Here is a 19891-nt window from a genome sequence, read left to right as displayed (position 1 = left end):
TAACCACGTGGCGAGGGTCGCGCGGGCATAGCTGGAGCTCATGCCGGTCAGGACCGAGGAGCCGAAATGGCGCAGCTCCGCCATGTGACGACGCAGTTTGCCGGGGGCGCACTCGCTCCGGCGGGTGCGGCGCAGATGGTGGGGATATCGGCGCTGCGGGCGTGGCCTGCGGAGGGCGGCCTGCATCTCTACAGCGCCGGGTCCGGGCTGCTGGGCTGGTCGGCGGGGCTGGGGATCACCGCGGTCCAGGGCTATGCAGGCTCTCATTCAGGACTTTCCGCGCCACGCCGGCTGCTCGCCGCAGAGATCGGCGGCGAAGATCTGCTGCTGGTGCCGGGCGGCGCCGGCGCGGGGATCGAGGGCTGGCGGCTCGGCGCGGGTGGCGCGCTCGCAGAGCGGGTTTCGCTGCGTTACGGCGATGGCGCGGCGCGGGCGCTGGCGGATCTGGCGGTGCGTCCGGGGCAGGGCGGCGGCGCGGATCTTCTGGTCGGCGCGGCGCGGCAGGGCGCGGGGATCGAGGTCTGGCAGGCCGGAGCCGGGGGCGTGCTGCGCTCGGTGGCCGCGGCTGGCGGCACGGGCCCGATTTCGGCGCTGGCGGTGGCGGAGCTTGGCGCGCAGGGCCGAGTGCTGGCGCTCTCGCCCGGGGAAAACAGTCTCTATTCATGGGAAATATCGCCCTCCGGCGCGCTCGGCGACATGCGCCAGCTGCGGGTGTACGACGGGCTCTTTCTCGACACGCCGACCCTGCTCGAGGTCACCCGGGTGGCCGGGCAGAGCTATGCGCTGATCGGCGCGGGTTCGGGGCACCTGGCGGTGGTGGCGCTGGCGGCGGAGGGCGGCATGCGGGTCACCGATCTTGTCGGCGACGATCTGCACACGCGCTTCGCCGGGGTCACCGCGCTGGCCAGCCTCACGGTGGACGGGCAGCTCTACCTGGTGGCGGGTGGCCGCGACGACGGCCTCAGCCTGCTGACCCTGCTGCCGGGCGGGCGGCTTCTGCACCTGGCAACGCTGGCCGATGACGCGGGCATGGCGCTGAGCGATCCCGCGGCGCTGGCGCTGGCGCGCAGCGGCAGCGGGGCCGGCACCGCGCTCGAGGTCTACGTCGCCGGCGGCTGGCCCGAGGGGCCGCCCGGCGCCGGGGGCGGGATCAGCCTGCTGCGCGCCGAGCTGGGGCAGATCGGCGCGAGGCTGCAGCTTGGCGCCGGGGCGGACAGCTGGCAGGGCGGCGCGGGCAATGACCAGGTCGCGGGCGGGGCAGGCGATGACACGCTGCGCGGCGGCGGCGGGGACGACGTGCTGATCGATGGGCCGGGGCGGGACCGGCTGCACGGCGGCGCCGGGGCGGATGTCTTCGTGATCGGCGGCGATGGCGAGCTTGACCGGATCGACGATTTCGAGCCGGGGGTGGATCGCATCGACCTCTCGGGCATGGGGCGGTTCTACACGGTGGCGGCGCTGACCATCACCCCCAGTTCCACCGGCGCGCGGATCAAGATCGGCGGGGACGTGCTGCAGGTGCGCAGCGCCGCGGGCACCCCGCTCTCGGCGGCGGATTTCGACATCGGGGACCTGCGCGACCTGTGGCATCTGGGCACCAGCCCGATCCCCGAGCCGCAGCCGGTGGAGGAGGTGCCGGAGGAGGAAGAGCCCGGATCAGAGCCTGACTCGCCGGAGGAGCCGCCGGGCGAAGGTCCAGGGGGCTCTCCGGGTGGAACGCCGACCGCCGCCGGCAGCCTGCTGCTCGGCGGGCCGGGAGACGATGTGCTGAGCGGCGCGGTGAGCGATCCCGGCTTTGATCCGGTCGCGGCTTCGGTCTACCGGCTCTACCGCGCCACGCTGGACCGCGCCCCCGACGCGACCGGGCTCTGGAGCTGGAGCACGCGGCTGCTCTCGGGCGAGCGCGATCTTGTCTCGGTGGCGGCGGGCTTCACCGGCGCGCCCGAGTTCCGCCAGACCTATGGCGCCCCCGATGACGCCGGTTTCGTGACGCTGCTCTATCGCAACGTGCTGGGCCGGGAGCCCGAGCCGCAGGGGCTGGGCAATTGGACCGCGCGGCTCGAGGCAGGCCTGAGCCGCGAGCGGGTGGTGCTGGGGTTTTCCGAAAGCCCCGAGTTCATCGCCGCCAGTGCCGCGGGGGCGGCCGGGCACAGCCGCGAGGCGCTGCAGCAGGGCTGGGCAGACGATGTCTTCCGGCTCTACCAGGCGGTTCTGGACCGCGCGCCCGACCTGCCGGGCCTGCTGAACTGGAGCGCCCGGCTGGCGCAGGGCCGGCCGTTTCTGGAGGTGGTCGAGGGGTTCACCGCCAGCGCCGAGTTCCGCCAGAGCTACGGTGCGCTCGACGCGGCGGGCTTTGTCGCGCAGCTCTACCGCAACGTGCTGGGTCGCGAGGGCGACGCGCCGGGGCAGGCCAACTGGACCGCGCGGCTCGAGGCGGGGATGACCCGCGCCGAGGTGGTGCGCGGCTTTTCCCAGAGCGCCGAGTTCACCGCCCGCAGCGCCCCGGACCTGCTGGCTTTCCTGCGCGGGCCCGGAGAGGACGACCTGCTCGACGGCGGCGGCGGCGCCAACCTGCTGGTCGGCGGCATGCTCTCGGACCGCTTCGTCTTTCGCGCCGAGGCGCGGGGCACCCATGTGGTGGCCGATCTCGAACGCTGGGACCTGCTGGTCTTCGAGGGGTTCGGTTTCGGCTCGGCGGCGGAGATCCGGGCGCATCTGGAGCAGGGAGAGCAGGGGGTGGCGTTTTCCGCCCAAGGCAGCAGCGTCACCCTGCAGGGGGTGCTTCAATCTGATATTCACGATGACATGTTGCTGGTCTAGGGCCAGCCAGTGTCAGGGCAGTGTCGGGCCTATACGGGGCTCGCGCGAAACCCCGTCAAGCCTGTGGCCGGTGAGGGGGGAGTGAGCTAGCTTTGGCAAGTTAGACCTACCTGTAAGCCCGGCTTCCAGCGGTTTCAGAGTTCAGAAGTTCGGAATTTCCCAAGCACCAGAGTAAAAACACGAAGGACATCATGTCGACCCAGACCCCCACCGCCTTTGAACAGCAGATGCTGGAATACATCAACCGCGCCCGCCTCGATCCCACGGGGGAGTTCGACGCGCTGATCACTGACGCCGCCAGCGGCACCGGCGCCCAGGCCAACATCACCCAGGCGCTGGACTACTTCGGCGTCGACCTCGATCTCTTCAAGCAGCAGCTCGCCGCCTATGACCCGGTGGCGCCGCTGGCCTGGAACAGCGCCCTGGCCGATGCCGCCGACGGCCACACCCAGCTGATGATCGACACCGAGACCCAGGCGCACCAGATCGGCGACGAGCCGGTGCTGCGCGATCGGGTCGTGGCGGCGGGCTACACCGGCTGGACGCGGCTCAACGAGAACGTCTTTTCCTATGCCGAGGATCCGCTGCACAGCCACGCGGCCTTCTACATCGACTGGGGCGCCGACCCCGGCGGCATGCAGAGCCCGGCCGGGCACCGCAACGCCATTCTCTCCTCGGGGGTGACCGAGATCGGCATCGGCGTCGCCGCCGCCTCGGGCAAAATCGGCCCCTACGCGATGACGCAGGATTTTGGCACCCGCGCGGACTACCAGTCGCAGCTGCTGGGCGTGGTGATCGACGATGCCGACGGCGATGATTTCTACGACATGGGCGAGGGGCTGGGCGGCATCACCGTCACCGCCACCGGCGCCGCGGGCACCTACACCACCACCAGCTGGGGTGCAGGCGGCTACCAGCTGGTGCTGCCGGACGGGGTCTACGAGGTCAGCTTCTCGGGCGCGGGGATTTCCGGCGACCTGAGCTACACGGTGCGCATGGATGGCGAGAACCTCAAGCTCGACGCCATCGCGGGCGAGGCGGCGGCAGGAGACCTCGTCTCTTCGGCGGCGCTGATCCAGGGCACGGCGGCGGACGAGCTGCTGCAGGGCACCGGCACGGTGGATCAGACCCTGATCGGGGGGGGCGGGTCGGACACGCTGCTTGGCGGCGCGGGCGATGACGTGCTCTTCGGCGATCATGCTCTCGAGCGCCCGGCCGAGGGCGACACGGTCTACCGGCTCTACCTGGCTACGCTGGATCGCGCCCCCAACCTCGAGGGCTACGGCAACTGGTCGGAGCGGCTCGAGAGCGGCGAGATGACGCTCGAGCAGGTCGCGGCCGGCTTCACCGGCAGCCCCGAGTTCCAGAACACCTACGGTGCGCTCGACAACGAGGGCTTCGTCACCCTGCTCTACAACAACGTTCTGGATCGCGACCCCGATGCCACCGGGCTGGCGAACTGGACCGCGCGGCTCGATGATGGTTCCTGGAGCCGCCCCGAGGTGGTGCTGGGCTTCTCGCAGAGTCCCGAGTTCATCGGCAACACCGCGGCGGATGCGGCGGCCTATGGCATCCACCACCACGCCATGACCGGCGAGACTGTGGCCTCCTGGGGGGACGATGTCTTCCGGCTCTACCAGGCGACGCTGGACCGCGCGCCGGATGTCACCGGCTTCGACAACTGGAGCGGCCGGCTGGCCGACGGGCAGTCCTATCTCGGGGTGGTCGACGGATTCGTGCAGAGCCGCGAGTTCCAGAACACCTACGGCGCGCTCGACAACGGTGATTTCGTCAACCTGCTCTACAACAACGTGCTGGGCCGCGAGGCCGATGCCACGGGGCTGGCGAACTGGACCGAGCGGCTCGACAACGGCATGAGCCGCGCCGAGGTGGTGCAGGGCTTTGCCCAGAGCGCCGAGTTCACCGCCGGCACCGAGGCCGATTACGAGGCCTGGATGCGGAGCCAGGGCACCGATGACGTGCTCGACGGCGGCATCGGCGAGGACGTGCTGGTCGGCGGGACCCATGCGGATCTGTTCGTCTTCACCAGCGGCGGCAGCGCCACGATCGCCGATTTCGAGGGCTGGGACACGCTGCGCCTCGAGGGCTTCGACTTTGCCGATGCGGCAGAGGCGGAAGCGGCCTTCGTGCAGGACGGCGACGATCTGCTGCTGACCGCGGGCGGATCGGACCTGGTGCTGCTGGGCATCGATCTCGACCTGATGACCGGGGCGCGGCTCGAGCTGGCCTGAGGGCCGGAGCCGAAAACAGTCTCTGATCCGGGCGATTTCGCCCGGATCGATCCTCTCTCAAGGCGTCCCCAAGGGCCGCCCGGGCCGTTGCGCCTTGCGCGCGCGGCGGGGCAGGATCCGCTTAAGGGCGCTGCGCCTACCCTGCCTGCCATGAGCCTCCGCGAGGGGGTATCGCGCAGGGAGCCGCCGCATGTCCGATCTGTCCGCCAATCTCTCACTGCCCTATCTCGCCCCGGCGCAGGCGCAGAAGCACGTCACCCACAACGAGGCGCTGCTGCGGCTCGACGCGCTGGTGCAGCTGGCGGTGCAGAGCCGCAACCTTTCCGAGCCGCCTGCCGCCCCCGCGCCCGGGGCGCGCTACCTGCTGCCCGCGGATGCCGGCGGCGCCTGGTCGGGGCAGGGCGGGGCGCTGGCCTTCTGGGACGGCACGGCCTGGCAGTTCCTCGCGCCGGGGCCGGGCTGGCGGGCTTTCGTGCTCGACGAGGCGGCGGCGCTGGTCTGGCAGGGGGGCGATTGGCAGGAGATGCCGCTGCCCAGCCGGGGCCAGATGCTCGAGCTTGGGGTGAATGCCGCGCCCGACGCGGTGAACCGGCTGGCGGTGGCCTCGGAGGCGACGCTGCTCAGCCACGTCGGCGCCGGTCACCAGCTGAAGATCAACAAGGCGGCGGTGGGGGATGCCGCCAGCCTGCTCTTCCAGTCCGGCTGGTCGGGCCGTGCCGAGATGGGCTGCGCCGGGGGCGATGATTTCGCGGTGAAGGTCTCGGGCGATGGCGCGACCTGGCGGACCGGGCTGAGCGTTTCTGCGGCCACCGGCGTCGCGCATCTGCCGCAGGGCGCGCGGGTCGATGGCGCGCTCGGCGGCTCGGGCGTGCTCGGCACGGTGGCGCAGGCGGCCGGCGAGAGCACCGGCGCGCTGCTCGAGCAGGGCTCGGGCGCCGAGGGCAGCTATTTGCGGCTGGCGGACGGCACGCAGCTTTGCTGGCATAGGCTGACCAGCAGCGCGGCGGGGGCGGTCGGCTGGAGCTACCCGGCGGGGTTTGCCGCGCCGCCCGTGGTGAGTGGCAGCTGTGCCTCGGGGGCGGCGCAGCTGCTCTCGGTCGGCGCGGTGGCCGCGGGCAGCGCCGAGATCTCGGCCTGGGATCTCAGCGGCGCGCGGGTCGCCACCGCCTGCGCGGTGCTGGCAGTGGGCCGCTGGGTCTGACGCCCCGGGCTCAGCGCGCCCGCGGCGCCTGCAGCTCGGCGAGGATGTCCCGCAGCCGCCCGCCGTAGCGTCCGGCGATGGCGTCTACCGAGAAATTCTCCCGAATGTGGGAATAGGCCGCCTCGGCCTTGGCGCGGCTGGCCTCGGGGTTGTCGCGCGCGGCGCGCAGCTGGCGGGCGGCATCGGCGACCGAGGGCTCGGCCCAGAGCGAGCCTTCGCGCACGAAGATGTAGTCGCCCTGCTCGAGCGGCACCTCCTCGTAGTCCACCAGCCAGGCGGTCTCGTCCGAGCAGAAGTCCATGTTGCCGGAATAGGCGGTGCAGATCACCGGCACCTTCAGCGCCATGGCCTCGATCATGCCAAAGCCCCAGCCCTCGGACTTGTGCAGCGAGATGTAGCAATCCGAGCCGGCCTTGAGCTGCAGAAGGTCGCGGTAGCTCAGCGTCTCGTTCATCACGACGATGCGCGGATCGCTCTCGATGATCGCGTCGACGCGGTTCCAGAGCGCCACCTGCACCGGGTCGAACACCTTGGTGCGGTTCTGCGTCTTCACCACCAGCCGCGCCTCGGGCACGCCCTCGAAGGCCTGCTGGAAGGCTTCCAGCACCGCCACCGGGTTCTTGCGCTGCACGAAGGAGAAGCTGTCGAAGGCGACGAGGCAGACGTGGTGGCTCGCATCGAAGCCGAAGCGCGCCTCGACGAAGCCGCGGGCGGTCTCGCGGGTGATGTCGGGGTGCTCCTCGTAGCACATGCCGACGTTGACCACCGGCTTGCCCTCGGCCCCCGGCTTGTAGATCCGCAGCCCGTAGTCGGTGGAGACCCAGATCTCGTCGAGCAGCGACATGCCGAGGTAGTGGCAATAGGCCGGCATGTCGAGTTCCCAGAAGAAGTAGCCGATGTTGTAGGCGCCCGAGAAGACATCGGGCTGGTAGGCATAGGCCAGCGGCACGGATTCCGCGTTAAGATGCAGCAGGTTGATCTTGGCCGGGCCGTAATCCTCGATCAGCGTCTCCGAGGAGAAGCCCTCGGGCGCCGGGTTGTCGAGGTCGAAGTCGACGCCGCGCACGTCGAGCCCGGTGGCGCGCAGGATCTCGGCCGAGAGCCGCGTGGCCTGGCCGAGGCCCGAGGCCTTGGCCAGCGGGCCGATGAGTTGCACGTCGACCTCGCGGCGGGCGGGATCGGGCAGCGGCATGGCGGCGGCCTCGAAACGGTTGCCGGCCTGGTCGAAGGTCAGGAAGGCGCGACTGCCGAGGTCGAAGTACTTGCGGCGCAGCGCCGCGGCGTAGCGGGCGCGGGGCAGGGCAATGGGCTGGACGGTGGGCTGGAGGGCGGGCTCATCACCCTCTTCGAGAAGGGCGTTGACGAAGAGCTCGAGCTCCGAGGCCCCGCCGGAAGCGTCCGGGGCGAGCAGCGCGTCGATCTGCTCCTGCGGGATGTAGCGCAGCAGGTCGGGGCGCTGCGCCGCCTGCAGCAGCAGCACCAGCATCAGGGTCTTGCGGCCCTCGGCGGTCTCGATGTCGAGGAACTTCAGCTTCGGGTTCTCGGCGTGGAAGCGCGCGGCGAACTGGCTCATCGGGAAGGCGGCGAGCCGGCGTGCCGGGGGCACCTCGCGCAGCGCCTCGGCGACCTCCTCCGGCACCAGGCAATCCTCGAAGTAGAGCGTCGCCACGTCCTGATGCGCCCACCAGAACAGCACGTCGAGATAGGCGTCGCGGTCGTTGAGGTTGAGCCGCCCCAGCATGTCGGGCCGGCCCATGAGCCGCCACCACATGACGCGGGTGAGCGTATTGGTCTGCCCGCCCATGGTCTGCGGCGCGTTGAGATAGGCGATCTGCTGCGCCGAGACCGGGATGCGGTGGTTCTCGCCGCTGCGGTAGGCGCTCATGTACCAGTAGAGGTAGTGGTCCTGGCATTCGAGCCCCGGCTCCACTGGGAAGCGCTCGTTCAGCCGGTAGCGGTAGCGCACGTAATCGAGATAAGCGGGCTGGCCGCTTTCGGGGATGTCGGGCACCAGCCGCTCGGTGGTCAGGAGGGTGCCGTGGCGCTGAAGCGCGGGCCGCGGCTCCGGCGCGGAGGGCAGGGCCTCGACCGGGGGCGTCTCGTCCAGAAGCGCGCGCAGGGCCGCCAGCTCGCGCTTCAGCGCGAAGCGGCAGCGGGTCACCAGGTCGGCCCCGGCGCCGGGTGCGGCGTCCTCGACCTTGAGCTGCAGCCGTCCCAGCTCGATCCCCTCCGGCCCCTCGATGCGCAGGCGCAGCGCGCCGCCGGCCTCGGCGATCTTCTGGTGGTGGATTTCCGACAGGCGAAACTGGAAGCCGCAGGTCGTCTCGCCGCCGGTCACGTCGCGCACGTCCTCGCGCAGCTCATCGGCGACGCGGGCGTCGATCAGGGTGGTCCCGGCGTAGAGCCCGACCGGCACCCGGCCCTTCTTGCTGTCGTGGCGGATCACCCAGCCGCGCAGAACACCGTCATCGGAGAGCCCGTCGAGACTGCCGCGGAAGGCGCCGTGGTACTGGTGGCCATCGGGCGGCGGCGGTGGGCCCTTCAGCACCCGGCGGGCGGTGGAGCGGAGCTTGGAGAGCAGCGGGCTCATCGGGATTTCCTTGGGCAGAAGGGCAGTCGGTGGGTCAGGCGGCTCAGGCGAGCGCGTCGTAGTCGGACTTGACCATCATCCGCGCCAGGGCGCGAATGTCGGTGCGCGCCTCCCAGCCGAGCTTCTCGCGCGCCTTGGTCGCGTCGCCGATCAGCAGGTCGACCTCGGCGGGGCGGTAGAACTTCGGGTTCACCTTCATCACCAGCTTGCCGCTCTTGCGGTCGGTGGCGGTCTCGGCTTCGCCTTCGCCTTCCCAGGCCAGATCCATGCCCAGCTCCTCGGCGGCATAGGTGAAGAAGTCGCGGATCGTCGTGGTCACCCCGGTGGCCAGAACGTAGTCATCGGCCTCGTCCTGCTGCAGCATGCGCCACATGCCTTCGACGTAGTCGCCAGCAAAGCCCCAGTCGCGCTGCGCGTCCATGTTGCCGAGCTCCACCGCCGCCTCGCCGCCGCGGGCCAGCGCCGCCAGGCCGAGGGTGATCTTGCGGGTGACGAACTCGGCGCCGCGCAGCGGGCTTTCGTGGTTGAACAGGATCCCCGAGCTGGCGTGCAGGCCGAAGCTCTCGCGGTAGTTCTTGGTGATGTAATGGCCGTAGACCTTGGCCACGCCATAGGGCGAGCGCGGGTAGAAGGGCGTGGTCTCGCTCTGCGGCACGGCCTGCACGAGGCCGAACATCTCGGAGGTCGAGGCCTGGTAGAAGCGCACGTCCGGGCGCAGGCTGCGCAGCGTGTCGAGCACCCGCACCACGCCCATGGCATCGACGTCGGAAGTGTAGATCGGCAGGTCCCAGGACGCGCCGACGAAGCTCTGCGCCGCGAGGTTGTAGAACTCGTCCATCTCGATCTTTTGGAGGGTCCTGAAGATGTTGTTCTGCTCGGTCAGGTCGAACTCGTGCAGGGTGACCTGGTCGGCGATCCCCAGCAGCTCCAGCCGCACGGTCTCGGAATGGGAGATGCGCCGCACCCCGCCGTGGACCTCGTAGCCTTTCTCGAGCAGCAGCTTCGCGAGATAGGCGCCGTCCTGCCCGGTGATGCCGGTGATGAATGCTGTCTTCATGGGGTCCTGCCTCTGAAACGTCCGTGTCCGGGCGGTATGCGCCGCCTTCTTGGTCCCTCTCCTGCGCGGGAACCCGTGCAGGAGCAGGACAAGTCCGTAGATTTGATAGAGGCCCGGTGGGGGGGGATCAAGCGCACAGGGCCAGCACCGTACCCCGGGGGCAAGGTGCTACATGCAAGACACGGCCTGGGGGGGTGACCCGCGCAATGATCAGCCGCGCCGCAGCCGGGACAGCACCGCGTTCAGGCGCCGGCGCAGAGGCCAACGCGGGGTGACATCGAGGAGCGCGAGGCCGAGCTGGCGCTCGTCGGGTCCGGCGCCCTCCAGCAGCGGGCTGCCGAAGAGGTCGAAGGCGAGGGTGAGCGCGGTGCTTTCCGCTCCCGGCGCGTGGCGCGGCGTCGCCAGCAGCAGGGTGACCGGCGCGGTGCTGCTGAGCACGCGCTGCAGAACCGGCTGGCCGGGGCTGAGCAGGCGCAGCGTGCCGGGCTGCTCCGGGCTGGCGCAAAAGGCCCGCAGCTGCAGGCGCAGCGGCACCGGCTCGGTGAAATGTCCGGCGGAGATCTGCAGCGTGGCGCGCGGGCTGCGGGTCCAGGCCGCGCCTGCGTCCGCGGGGTCCTCGGGATGCCAGCCACGGCCAAGGCGGATGCCGGTGCTCAGCTCGCGCCCCTCCATGGGCTGCTCGAAACGGCTGTGAGGCGGCAGCAGCATGGCGCTCATCCCTCCGGTGTCAGGCTGAGGTCGAAGAGCCCGAGCCCGGCCAGGCCGCGCTCCTGCCCGAGGCGGAGATCCGCCGGGGTGGCCGGGGAGAGCGGCTCGATCAGCAGCACCGCGGGGGCGGCTTGCAGGTCGGCCGCCTGCAGTTCGAGGTCAAGCTCCACCGGGGTGCTGCTTTGCCAGCGCGGTTCGGCCAGCAGCCTGCCGTTGCAGGAGATCCGCGCGCCCGAGGGGTGCTCGGGGCTGGCCACCGGGCGCAGGCTGAGCGTGAGGCGCTGCGCCGGGGCGCCGGGCAGGATCGGCAGGAAGAGCGCCAGGTGCGGCGCGTGCGATCCGGCGCCCCAGGCGGCACTGGCCTGCAGGCCCGGGGCGAGCAGGGCGCGCTGCGCCGCGAGGCCGAGATCGATCTCCTGCGGCAGCAGGCCAAAGCTCCAGTCCTGCGGGTTGGCAAGCAGATAGAGCGGGTTGCAAAGCTCGGGGTCGAGCAGCCGCGCGAAGCCGAGGCCGAGGCCGGGGGGCAGTTCGAGCCCCAGCGGCAGCTCGCCCGCCCCATCTAGCGCGCTGGCGGGCAGGCGCAGCAGCAGGTCGCCGGGCAGGCCGGTGCCGGTGACCGGCGCGGCATAGAGACAGGCCCTGCCGCACTGGACGCGCAGTTCGGCGGTCTCGCCGTCGGCGCGTGTGCCGCTGATGCCTAGGTGCAGCAAGAGCGCCTCCTGCCCGGGGCGCAGCGCGCGGTCTCCGCGCAGCCAGAGCTCGGCGCGCGGTGCAGAGGTCCGGCGCAGCCTCTCTTCCGGCGCGTGCCAGCCGGCGCCGAAGCGGATCTTCTGCTCGGTCGCCTCGCTGCCGGCCCGGGCGATCTCGCCGGCGAGCAGCGGTGGCAGGGTCTGGTCGGGGGAAGTTTCGGGGGCCGCCTTCGGCGGGTTTTGCAGGGCGCGGCCATAGGCCTCGGCGGTGGCGCGGGCATAGCCCTCCCAGGACATGTGCCGGGCGACATGCGCGCGCAGCGCCTCGGCGCGGTCGGCGGCGCCCGGGTCGGCCAGCGTGGCCGCGAGCGCGGCGCGCAGGCTCTCGGGGTCGGCGGGGTCGCAGTAGTGCGCGAGATCGCCGAAATATTCGCGCTCCGAGGAACGCTCCGAGAGCACCAGCGGCACGCCCGCCGCCGCCGCCTCGAGCGCCGCGAGCGAAGCGCCCTCGGCCCAGCTCGGCAGCACGAAGGCGCGGGCGCCTGCCAGTGCCGAGCGCAGCATCTCGCCGCCGGGTGCGAGCCGCCCGGGGCGGATCAGCCGCTCCCCGAGTTCGGCGCGGATCCGCGCGGCATAGCCGGGATCGCCGTCATGGCCGACCAGCACTAGATCGAGCGGCAGGTCCCGCAGCGCCCGCGCGAGGCTGAGCTGGTTCTTGCGCGCCTCGACGCGGCCGATGCAGATCACGTAATCGCCGGCGCCCGCGGGCAGGTGGGCCTGTCGGAAAAGCGCCGGATCGCCGCCCGGCCAGAGCGCCGCATCGACCGGGTTGTGGATCAGGCTGGCGCGTTCGGGCGGCACTTCGGCGCCGATCGCCGCCAGCGCCGCGCGCTCGGCCTCGCTGAGGAAGATCACGTGGTCGCAAAGCGCCAGCATCTCGCGCACCATGGCGTGATAGCCCGGGGCGATCTCGTGGTGCTGGCCGCGGGTCTGCAGCTGGCGGCGCAGCGCGGCGCGGGTCTGCGGCGGCAGATCCGGCTGCTGCAGCGGCTCCCAGAGCGGCATCTCGCTGAAATCGAGGTAGATCGGCGAGAAGACCATCCGCTTGCCCGCCGCCCTGAGATCGCGCAGCGCCGCCAGCGCGCTCTCGGGCGGCCAGACGTTGAACAGATGCACGGTCTCCTCGGGGATCTCCGCGGCGCTTTCGTAGAGCCCGGCCTCTGCGGGCCAGCCGATCCGCCGCAGCGCCTCGGCGCTGCGCGGCACCCGCACGCTGGGGCCGCCGAGCGTGCGGTCCTCGCCGCCATGCAGCAGCAGGCGCACGGGGGCGAGGGAGGGGTCGGTTTCGGCCATGCGTCTCTGGGGTGTCTCTTCGGGCGGGGAATTTGCCAAGGTTCTCGCAGAGCCCGCGCGCAGCGGCAAGTGCAGGGCGTCGGGCGGCGCCTGTGGCGTGGCTGCCGCGGCACGCAAGGCTGGCGGCGCGGATCTGGCAAAGCTGGAGCGGGGCGGATAGCTAGGAGAAAAGCATCCGGCCCCGCGCCTTTCGGGGGCGGAGCCGGGCGGGACGGGAGCATCTCTTGAGGCGATTACTGGCAGCGGCGCGCATCGGACGGAGCCCCTATTTCGACCGCTCCTGGTACGTCCGACGCTACCTGCCGGGCGCGCGCCCGGTCTTTGCGGCGCTGCACTACCTGCGCGAGGGTGCGGCGGCCGGCTTCGATCCGGGACCGGGGTTCAGCACCCGCGGCTATCTCGCCGCCCATCCCGATGTCGCCGCCGCCGGGGTGAACCCGCTCTTGCACTACGAGCGCTACGGCCGGGCCGAGGGCCGCGAACTGACGCCGCCGCTGGGGCCGGTCGCCCGCCCGGAGCGGGAGGGACGGCAGGCCGCCGAGATGGCGGTGATCGTGCATGCCTATCACACCGGGGTCTTCGACGAGCTGCGCCGGGCCCTGGCGGCCTTCCCCGAACATGCCGATATCTACGTCAGCTACCCGCGCGGCTCGAAGACCCATGACGAGGCGCTGATCCGGGCTGCCTTCCCGGGCGCGGTGCCTGTGGCGGTGGACAACCTCGGGCAGGACGTGGGCGCCTTCCTGCAGGTGCTCGAGCGGATCGACCGGCGCGGCTACCGGGTCTATTGCAGGCTCGGCTCGCAGGCGGAAAGGCTGCCCGCGTCCCTACGCGAGACACTGCTGCGCGGCGCCGTGGGTCCGGCAGAGCGGGTGGCAGAGTTCGAGGCGATCTTCCGCGACCGCCCCGAGGTGCTGCTCGGCGGCGCCCGCGAGCTCTTCCGGCACGGACCGAGCGCGCTGCCGGAGAGGGCTGCTGTGCTGACCGCGCTGCTCGGAAAGGCCGGGGGGCCATCCGATGCGCTGGAGACCGACTGGGGCTTTTTCGCGGGCGCCGCGTGCTGGCTGCGCGCCGAGCTGGTCGAGCGGCTGATGGGCTGCCTCAGGGCGGAAGAGTTCGGGCCGGTGCAGCGCGATGGCCAGCTGGCGCGGGCCGGCGAGCGGCTGCCGGGGCTGCTGGCTCAGGCGATGGGCGGGCAGGTGGCGCTGGCCTCCTGCCTCGATCCCGCAGCGCCGGTGGAGGTGATGCCCGGCCTGCCGCCGGAGGCGCCGCGCCGCAACATCCCGATGACCGAGCTGCTTGGCGGGCTGGGCACGCGCTGGATCACACCGGCGGTCGCGGCGATGGCGGCGGGGCAGGCGCGGGGGCTCGGCGCGGAGCGGCGCTACAGCCCGGCGGCGCGGGCCGCGGCACCGGTGGGCGATTATACCATTCTCACCCCGACCGGCGACCGGCCCGAGGCCTTCGCGCAATGCCTGCGCATGGTGGCGACCCAGAGCCTGCAGCCAAGGGAATGGATCGTGGTGGACGACGGCGCGCGCCCGCTTACCGAAGATATCGCGCTGCCGGATTGGGCGACCTACGTGCGCCGCGCGCCGGGCCCGCAGGATCCGCCGCATACGCTGCCCTGCAACGTGCTGGCGGGACTGGAGCACCTCAGCGCCGAGCGGGTGCTGATCTTCGAGGATGACGACTGGTACTCGCCGCTCTACGCCGCGTTCCTGCTGCCCTGGCTGGACAGCTTCGATCTCGTCGGGCTCAACCTGATCCGCTACTACCACCTGCAGGGGCGCGCCTGGAAACATGGCTTCCAGCCCGCCCATACCGCCTTTGCCCAGAGCGGTTTCCGCCGCGGCCCGGCGTCGGAATGCTTGGAGCGGGTCTGCCGCTCGGAGAACGAAGAGATCCGCCAGCAGGGGCTGATCGACCGCCACTGGTGGCACGGCTTCGAGGGGCCCAAGTACCTCATCCAGGATCATCCGGCGCTGCACCTGGGGCTGAAGGGCGGTTCTGGCCGTCCCGGGCTCGCCTCGGGCCACGACCGCGCCGAGGTGGATTACATCCCTGACCCGGATGGGGCATACCTGGCGCAGGTGCTGGGTCCGGATAGGGTGTATTACGAGGGCTGAGCGGGGCGGCGTATTCCGAGGCGGTCTGGGAGCGATGGGGCGTGGAAGACACGCTTGGCGGGATCACGACGGCGCGGGTTCAGCGAAATATTTACATTCGCGGCCATGAATGGAGTGTTGGGGTGAGGCTAGGGAGCTCATAACTCGGGGTTTGCCATTGCGGGGCTTCAGGAGGAGAGGAGCCTTTGTAGTTGTCCGAGAGGGAGGGTCCCGGGTGCGTTCGTGCGGCGCGACCCCAACCGCTCTTGAGCAGGCGAGGTGCGGGCTGTGCAAACCGGGTTCAAGGTTTTCTGGTTGACTTGAAAACTCGACAAAAGCGCGGGGGACCGCGTGGATTCAAACGTGAAGGCCAGGCAATGAGTGAGAACGACCGTGACCTCGCAGGAGGAGAGGCCCCCCTACGGTACCTTGCTGTGGTGCTGGGGATGCACCGTTCGGGAACCTCGGCGCTGGGGGGGATCCTGGCGCATCTCGGCTGCGAGATGCCGAAATCGCCGATGCCGGCCAATGAAAACAATCCCAAGGGCTACTTCGAGAGCCTGAAGGTCTACCAGCTCAACGACGAGATCCTGCGGGTGGTGCGATCGAGCTGGCGGGACTGGCGGGAGATCAGCCCGGCCTGGGTCGCCTCGGCCCAGGGACAGGCCTACCTGCTCCGGGCGCGGGATGTGCTGCTCTCGGAATTCGAAGGCGCGACACTGGGGGTGCTCAAGGACCCGCGGATCTGCCGCCTGGTGCCGTTCTGGGCCGAGGCGGCCCGCATGGCCGGCTTCCAGCTGCTGCCGATCCTGACCCACCGCAACCCGCTCGAAGTGGCCAAATCGATGCAGACCCGGGACGGGATCGACGCCTCGGAGGGGATGCTGGTCTGGCTGCGCCACGTGCTCGACGCCGAGGCGGGGACACGCGGCATGCGCCGCTGCACGACCAGCTACACCGCGGTGCTGCAGAACTGGGTCAAGCAGGTGATCGCGCTGCAGAGCGCGCTGGGAGTGAGCTGGCCGCGGTTCGACGACCGCAGCTCGATGGAGATCGAGGCCTTCCTCTCCGGCAAGCTGCGGCATTTCGAGGAAGTCCCCGAGAAGATCATCGAGAACCCCACGCTGTCGGTCTGGGTGCGCGACACCTACGCGATTCTCGAGCGCTGGGTGCAGCAGCCGGAGAAGACGGCCGATCACAAGCGGCTCGACCGGATCCGCGCCGAGTTCAATGCCGCCGCCCCGGCCTTCGGGCAGCTGGTCGGCCCGCCGGAACAGGACCGCTTCAGCCTGCAGGCGAAGCTGCAGGAGGTGCAGCAGCAGGGCCGTGTCGAGCTTGCGCAGGCACAGCAGCAGATCGCGCCGCTGCAGGCCGAGCGGGACGGCGCCTTGGAGAAGGTCAAGGCGGCCGAAACCGGATGGGCTGAGACGCGGGCCGAGCGGGACGATGCCCTGGAGAAGCTCAAGGCGGCCGAAACCGGATGGACTGAGACGCGGGTCGAGCTCGAGGACACGGTCTCCGGGCTTCGGGCCGAACTTTCTCAGGCCCAGAGCGCCCTGGCGCAGCGCCGCCTCGAGTCCGAACAGGAGGCGGCGCGGGCCAAGGCTGCGGAAGAGGAACGCGATGCCGCCCTCGAGGGGTTTGGGGAACTCGAAAAAGAGATGGCGGCGCTCAGGGAGCGCCATGCAGCCCGGCTCGCCGATGTGACCGGGCAGTGGCGCCGGGAGACCGCGGAGCTGACCGTGGCGCTGGACGAGCTGCGCAACCTGTCCTCGGACAACCAAGCGCATTTTCGGGATCTCAAGCAGAAGCTTGCCGCCCTCTCCTCGGAGAAGGCGCAGCTTGAAGCCTCGAACCGGGCAAAGGAGGCGCGGCTGCGAGGGCTCACCGCCGACTACGAGACATATGCGCAGAAGGCCAAGAAGGCCGCAGAGGAGGTCAGGGCGCTGCGCAGCAGCACCTCCTGGCGCATCACGGCGCCGGTGCGGCGGGTGCTCAACGCGTTGCGCGGGCAGCGCTGAAGTGAAGTGGCGGGGCCCTCTCTCCGGGTGGCCCCGCGCCCTTACCCCCTGAGCAGCCCCATCAGATACCGCCCGTAGTCGTTCTTGCGGAATTTCTCGGCCCGTGCCGCAAGCTGCTCGCGGTCGATCCAGCCCTGGTCGAAGGCGATCTCCTCGGGGCAGCCGGCTTGTTGGCCCTGACGTTTCTCCAGTGTGCGCACGAAGTTGCCCGCGTCGAGCAGCGAGCCATGGGTACCGGTGTCGAGCCAGGCATAGCCGCGGCCCATGCGCTTCACGTCGAGCTGGCCCTCGTGCAGGTACATCTCCAAGAGCGTGGTGATCTCCAGTTCGCCGCGCGCCGAAGGCTGCACTTGCTTGGCGCGGTCGGGCGCCGTGCCGTCGAGGAAGTAGAGCCCGGTCACCGCATAATTCGACGGCGGTACCTCGGGTTTCTCGATGATCGAGGTGGCCCGGCCGTCCTTGTCGAAATCCACCACCCCGTAGCGCTCGGGATCGGCGACGCGGTAGCCGAAGACCGTGCCGCCGCTCTCGCGGGCGTCGGCCTGGGCCATCATCTCGGGCAGCCCGTGGCCGTAGAAGATATTGTCCCCCAGCACCAGCGCCGAGGGGGCACCGGCGAGGAACTCCTCGGCCAGGATAAAGGCCTGCGCCAGCCCGTCGGGGCTGGGTTGGACCACGTAGGTGAGCGAGATGCCCCACTGGCTGCCGTCGCCGAGGGTGCGCTGGAACTGCTCCTGGTCCTGCGGCGTGGTGATCAGGCAGATCTCGCGGATGCCGGCGAGCATCAGCACCGAGAGCGGGTAGTAGATCATCGGCTTGTCGTAGATCGGCAGCAGCTGCTTCGACACGCCTAGGGTGATCGGGTAGAGCCGGGTCCCGGAGCCTCCTGCGAGGATGATACCCTTGCGCTTTGTCATTTTACACAGTGCCTCAAGTCAGGAGTGGTTTGGGAGGAAAATCTGGCCCCGGTCTGATCAGGCCGGGGTCTTCTGCGCAGCATCGCCGGTGCCGAGCCGCTGGCCGACCCCCGCGCGGGCCTGCAGCGGGCGCCACCAGGCCTCGTTGTCGAGATACCATTGCACCGTCTTCTCAAGGCCTTCCTCGACGGTCACCGAGGGGCGCCAGCCGAGCTCTTCGCGGATCCGCGAGGGATCGATCGCGTAGCGCGCGTCATGGCCCGGGCGGTCGGTGACGAAGGTGATCTGGTCGGCGTAGGAGCCGTTCTCCTTCGGACGCTTGGCGTCGAGGATGGCGCAGAGGGTCTTCACCAGCTCGAGGTTGGTGCGCTCGTTCTCGCCGCCGATGTTGTAGCTGCGCCCGAGCGCGCCCTTTTCCACCACCAGCAGCAGCGCGTCGGCGTGGTCCTCGACGTAGAGCCAGTCGCGGATGTTCTCGCCAGTGCCGTAGATCGGCAGCGGCTTTCCAGCGAGCGCGTTGAGGATCACCACCGGAATGAGCTTTTCCGGGAAGTGGTAGGGCCCGTAGTTGTTCGAGCAGTTGGTCAGCACGACGGGCAGCCCGTAGGTCTCGTGCCAGGCGCGCACCAGGTGGTCCGAGCTGGCCTTGGAGGCCGAGTAGGGCGAGCGCGGATCGTAGGGCGTCTCTTCGGTGAACTGCACCGAAGGATCGGCGGGCAGCGAGCCGAAGACCTCGTCGGTGGAGATGTGGTGGAAGCGGAAGCTCTCGGGCTTGCCCTGCGCTGTCCAGTAGGCGCGGGCGGCTTCGAGCATGTTGTAGGTGCCGGTGATATTGGTCTCGATGAAATCGCCCGGCCCGTCGATCGAGCGGTCGACATGGCTTTCCGCCGCCAGATGCATCACCGCGTCGGGCTTGTGGGCGGCGAAGATCCGGTCAAGCGCGGCGCGGTCGCGGATGTCGGCCTGCTCGAAGGCGTAGAGCGGGCTCTGCGCGGCCTCAGCCACGTTGTCGAGGCAGGCGGCATAGGTGAGCGCGTCGAGGTTCACCACCTCGTGGCCGCGGGCGATGGCAAGGCGCACCACCGCCGATCCGATGAAGCCAGCGCCGCCGGTGACCAGAAGTTTCATGCCTGGGAGTCCTCGAAGGTGAAAGGGCTGTCGAAATCCTTCAGCAGGGGGGCCGCGGCGTCTTTTTCCGACAGCACCGCGTTGCTGGTGTCCGTGCCCCAGTCGATGCCGATCCCGGGGTCGTCGAAACGCACCGCGCCGTCACACTCGGGGGCGTAGTAATCGGTGCATTTGTAGATGATCTCGGTGTCGTCCTGCAGCGTGGCGAACCCGTGCAGGAAGCCCTCGGGGATCAGCAGCTGGCGACCGTTCTCGAAGCTGAGCTCATAGCCCACCCATTTGCCATAGGTCGGCGAGTCCTTGCGGATGTCCACCGCCACGTCAAAGAGCCGCCCGCGGCCGCAGCGCACCAGCTTGGCCTGGGCATGCGGCGGCGCCTGGAAGTGCAGCCCCCGCACCGTGCCGGTCTTGGCCGAAAGCGAATGGTTGTCCTGCACGAAGTCATAGTCGAGCCCCTGCTCGGCCATCCGCGCCTTGTTCCAGCTCTCGGAAAAGAACCCGCGATTGTCGCCGAACCGGCGGGGGGTGAGCAGTTTTACCCCTGCCAAGATGGTATCTTCGATTTCCAGCATAAGGCGAGTTCTTACCGTGTAATCCAATTCGAAGACCTGTCTATACAGGAAGCTACCCCCAAGAAAAGGGGGCGAGCCAAGAAGCGCGCGATCTGCGGCAGGGGCGTCCCTTGGAAGGGCTGAAAGGCAACACAGAAACGGGAAGTTGCGATTTGTGAAGGCGTTGGCGGCGAGCATTAGCCGTATCGCTGCTCTGAAGGACAACTGGTGCTTGTAGCTCTCGCCAGAAGACGGCAGAACGGCAAACGGTGACGTCTGGCTGTGTTGGGCCACTTGCAGGATCACCGCCCAAGATGTGGTGCGATCCATAGTAAGAGTATTTTAAGGATGAGGCATCAGTGCTTATGATGAAACTGCCACAGGAAGCAATTATACGGCGTCTGACTAGGCGTCGGCACGGTGCGCCGCAGCACAATGCGACGGGAATACGGGGTCATATCGATATCGTCGATGGCCGTACGATCACTGGATGGCT

At 69.9% G+C, this 19891-nt stretch carries 12 protein-coding genes; 5 read left to right on the top strand and 7 right to left on the bottom strand.

Going from position 1 to position 19891, the window contains the following annotated elements; genetic code table 11:
• Window positions 1–66 precede the first annotated feature (66 nt).
• The 3 genes from G0Q01_RS12335 to G0Q01_RS12325 all read left to right on the top strand — a co-directional run bounded on the left by G0Q01_RS12335 (window position 67) and on the right by G0Q01_RS12325 (window position 6273).
• Entirely contained in the window at window positions 67–2820 is a 2754-nt protein-coding gene (locus G0Q01_RS12335) for a DUF4214 domain-containing protein (RefSeq protein WP_164213434.1), read from the top strand.
• 191 nt (window positions 2821–3011) lie between these two features.
• Entirely contained in the window at window positions 3012–5072 is a 2061-nt protein-coding gene (locus G0Q01_RS12330) for a DUF4214 domain-containing protein (RefSeq protein WP_164213433.1), read from the top strand.
• A gap of 190 nt (window positions 5073–5262) precedes the next feature.
• Window positions 5263–6273: a DUF2793 domain-containing protein gene (locus G0Q01_RS12325; protein ID WP_164213432.1), complete on the top strand. Its 1011-nt coding sequence runs from the start codon at window positions 5263–5265 to the stop codon at window positions 6271–6273.
• Window positions 6274–6283: 10 nt separating this feature from the next.
• Here the strand turns inward: G0Q01_RS12325 and G0Q01_RS12320 are convergent, their stop codons facing one another.
• The 4 genes from G0Q01_RS12320 to G0Q01_RS12305 form a co-directional block, all read right to left on the bottom strand.
• Window positions 6284–8863, bottom strand: coding sequence for a glycosyltransferase (locus G0Q01_RS12320; RefSeq protein ID WP_164213431.1), 2580 nt, complete (start codon window positions 8861–8863; stop codon window positions 6284–6286).
• Window positions 8864–8906: 43 nt separating this feature from the next.
• Window positions 8907–9920 (bottom strand): GDP-mannose 4,6-dehydratase, encoded by a 1014-nt coding sequence (gene gmd, locus G0Q01_RS12315; RefSeq protein WP_164213430.1) that lies wholly within the window; start codon window positions 9918–9920, stop codon window positions 8907–8909.
• Between the two features lie 210 nt (window positions 9921–10130).
• Window positions 10131–10628, bottom strand: coding sequence for a hypothetical protein (locus G0Q01_RS12310; protein ID WP_164213429.1), 498 nt, complete (start codon window positions 10626–10628; stop codon window positions 10131–10133).
• 5 nt (window positions 10629–10633) lie between these two features.
• Window positions 10634–12670 carry a glycosyltransferase gene (locus G0Q01_RS12305; protein WP_164213428.1) on the bottom strand — a complete coding sequence of 679 codons (2037 nt, stop codon included), beginning with the start codon at window positions 12668–12670 and terminating at the stop codon, window positions 10634–10636.
• Between the two features lie 224 nt (window positions 12671–12894).
• Here G0Q01_RS12305 and G0Q01_RS12300 point away from each other — a divergent pair, with 224 nt between their 5' ends.
• Both G0Q01_RS12300 and G0Q01_RS12295 read left to right on the top strand, forming a co-directional pair.
• Window positions 12895–14799 carry a rhamnan synthesis F family protein gene (locus G0Q01_RS12300; RefSeq protein WP_164213427.1) on the top strand — a complete coding sequence of 635 codons (1905 nt, stop codon included), beginning with the start codon at window positions 12895–12897 and terminating at the stop codon, window positions 14797–14799.
• Window positions 14800–15155: 356 nt separating this feature from the next.
• Window positions 15156–16799 carry a hypothetical protein gene (locus G0Q01_RS12295; RefSeq protein WP_164213426.1) on the top strand — a complete coding sequence of 548 codons (1644 nt, stop codon included), beginning with the start codon at window positions 15156–15158 and terminating at the stop codon, window positions 16797–16799.
• A 41-nt stretch (window positions 16800–16840) separates the two neighbouring features.
• Here the strand turns inward: G0Q01_RS12295 and rfbA are convergent, their stop codons facing one another.
• From rfbA to rfbC, 3 genes are read right to left on the bottom strand one after another with little or no spacing between them, the layout of a single operon-like run.
• Window positions 16841–17716 carry a glucose-1-phosphate thymidylyltransferase RfbA gene (gene rfbA / locus G0Q01_RS12290; protein ID WP_164213425.1) on the bottom strand — a complete coding sequence of 292 codons (876 nt, stop codon included), beginning with the start codon at window positions 17714–17716 and terminating at the stop codon, window positions 16841–16843.
• A 57-nt stretch (window positions 17717–17773) separates the two neighbouring features.
• On the bottom strand, window positions 17774–18844 hold the full coding sequence (rfbB, locus tag G0Q01_RS12285; protein WP_164213424.1) for a dTDP-glucose 4,6-dehydratase: 1071 nt from the start codon (window positions 18842–18844) through the stop codon (window positions 17774–17776).
• Complete coding sequence (gene rfbC / locus G0Q01_RS12280; RefSeq protein ID WP_164213423.1) at window positions 18841–19416, bottom strand: dTDP-4-dehydrorhamnose 3,5-epimerase; 576 nt, start codon at window positions 19414–19416, stop codon at window positions 18841–18843. The genes rfbB and rfbC overlap by 4 nt, the downstream gene beginning before the upstream one ends.
• Window positions 19417–19891: the final 475 nt, after the last annotated feature.

The sequence above is a fragment of the Salipiger sp. PrR007 genome (assembly GCF_010499845.1).
In the GTDB taxonomy this organism is placed as follows: Bacteria; Pseudomonadota; Alphaproteobacteria; order Rhodobacterales; family Rhodobacteraceae; genus Salipiger; species Salipiger pacificus_A.
The sequence above is the reverse complement of the archived record's forward strand: the minus strand, read 5'-3'. Positions and strand labels throughout refer to the sequence as shown.